This is a genomic window from Bacillota bacterium (genome assembly GCA_040754675.1).
Taxonomy (GTDB): Bacteria; Bacillota; Limnochordia; order Limnochordales; family Geochordaceae; genus Geochorda.
The window spans coordinates 1-2,104 of record JBFMCJ010000661.1 but is presented as its reverse complement, the minus strand read 5'-3'; the positions used below and the strand labels follow the sequence as shown (position 1 = coordinate 2,104).

Here is a 2,104-nt window from a genome sequence, read left to right as displayed (position 1 = left end):
CCCTGGCCGCCCGGGAGGTGCTGGGGGACAACCTCACTTCGGTCGTGCTGTTCGGCTCGGTGGCCCGGGGCGAAGCGGGCCCCGGCTCGGACGTCGACCTGCTCGTGGTCTGCCGGGAGCTGCCCGCCGGCGCGTTCAGGCGGCGGCGCCTGGTGGAGCCGGTGGAAGAACGGCTGGAACCGGCGCTGCGGTCGCTGTGGGAGCAAGGGCTCTGCGCCGGGTTCACCGTGGTCCTCCGCACCGAGGCGGAGGCCGCCTGCTTTCAGCGGCTGTACCTGGACATGGTGGAGGATGCCGTCCTGCTTTACGACCGGGATGGCTTTTTCGCCTTCGTGCTGGCGCGGCTGCGCGAGCGGCTGCGGTCCCTGGGGGCCGAACGCCGGCGACTTGGGGACGTGGCGTACTGGGACCTCAAGCCGGACTTCCGCGCGGGCGACGTGATCGAGCTTTGAGCCGCCCCGGTGCGGGGCGGCTCGGTTCGGAAGGGGGAGGGCAGCGGTGTGCGAACGCGTCCAGGCGCTCCTCGAGTCCGCCATAGTGCTGGCGGTGGGGGCGCACCGGGGCCAGAAGGACCGGGCCGGCGCGCCGTACATACTCCATTCCCTGCGCGTCGGGCTTTCGTTCCGCGATCCCCTGGAGGTCATGGCCGGGGTGCTGCACGACGTCGTGGAGGACGGCGGCGCCACGCTGGAGCAGTTGAGGCGTGCCGGCTTCCCGGCCGACGTGGTCGAGGCACTTGACGCCCTCACCCGGCGGGCCGGGGAGACCTATGATGACTACCTGGTGCGCGTGAAGGCCAATCGCCTGGCGCTGCGGGTGAAGCTGGCCGACCTGCGGGACAACCTGGACGAGTCTCGCATCCCGGAGCCGTCGGAAGACGACCGGCAGCTGTGGGAGAAGTACCGGTCGGCGCTGCAGCAGTTGGAATGCTGACCTCCGAGCCCCAGGTCCGTCACCAAATGTCGGACTGTAAGGTGTAGGCTGACCTTGGATACTATCGTGGCGGTGGGGGTCCGATGGATCACTTGTTAGCAACGAAGGGGGGACCGGCCGTGTCTCGCTCCTGGTGCGGCAGGCGTCTGGCGTGGCTGCTGGCCGTCTGGCTCCTGGTCATGGGTGTTGCCCTGGCCTCGTGCTCGGCGCCCCGGCAGGAAGCGGCCCAGCCGCCGCCGTCGCAGACCGCGCCGTCCGCGTCCCCGGGACAGCCCGCTCAACCCTCGCAGACGGCCGGCCCTGCTCCCCAGCAGCCGGCTCAGCCCGCACCCGGCGCGGGGCCTGCCGCGCCGCCGCCGCCTGCGGGCAAGACTTTTCCCGTTTCCGTTCACTTCCTCGCCGTTGGCCAGGGCGACAGCGTGCTCATCCAGACCGCTTCCGGCGAGTCCGTGGTGGTGGACGGCGGCCCGCGCGACGCCGGTCCCGGGGTCGTCCGCTACCTGAAGGACCGGGGGGTGAAGGAGCTGGCCTACGTGGTCGGCACCCACCCCCACGAGGACCACGTGGGCGGCCTCATCCGGGTGCTGGAGACCTTCCCGGTGGGGACCGTCATCGACAGCGCCGTGCCGCACACCACCAGGACGTTTGAAACGTACCTGCTCACGATCAAGGAGAAGGGGATCAGGTACGTGGCCGGTCGGGCGGGCCAGGTTTACCGCCTGGGCGACCTCGCCCTGCGGGTGCTGTGGCCCGGGGAGCCGCCTCCCGAGGAAGACCTCAACGCCTGCTCCGTGGTCTTGCTGGTCACGGCGGGGGACGTCAGGATACTCCTCACCGGGGACCTGCCGGGCGACTACGAGGCGAAAATCGCCACGGCCGCCCAGGTGCTCAAGGTTGCCCACCACGGCTCAAAGAGTTCCACCACATCGGCCTTCCTGAGGGCAGTCAAGCCGGGTGATGCCGTCATCTGCGTGGGCGATAACCCTTACGGGCACCCGTCCCAGGAGGCCCTCAAGAGGCTGGCGGACGCCGGCGTCCGCACCAACCGCACGGACCTGCAGGGCACCGTGGTGCTGACCACGGACGGCAAGACGTACTCCTTCGACAAGAAGCCGTGGGAGTACCAGGCGCCTGCAGGGCCTGGCGGGGTCGCCCCGGCTCCCTCTGGCGG

3 protein-coding genes are annotated in these 2,104 nt (G+C 70.5%); all 3 read left to right on the top strand.

From position 1 onward, the window contains the following. A partial coding sequence (locus AB1609_22215; GenBank protein MEW6049149.1) for a nucleotidyltransferase domain-containing protein occupies window positions 1-452 on the top strand: 452 nt, incomplete at its 5' end. A 46-nt stretch (window positions 453-498) separates the two neighbouring features. Continuing rightward, window positions 499-933 (top strand): GTP pyrophosphokinase, encoded by a 435-nt coding sequence (locus AB1609_22210; protein ID MEW6049148.1) that lies wholly within the window; start codon window positions 499-501, stop codon window positions 931-933. Between the two features lie 119 nt (window positions 934-1,052). Continuing rightward, a partial coding sequence (locus tag AB1609_22205; protein ID MEW6049147.1) for an MBL fold metallo-hydrolase occupies window positions 1,053-2,104 on the top strand: 1,052 nt, incomplete at its 3' end.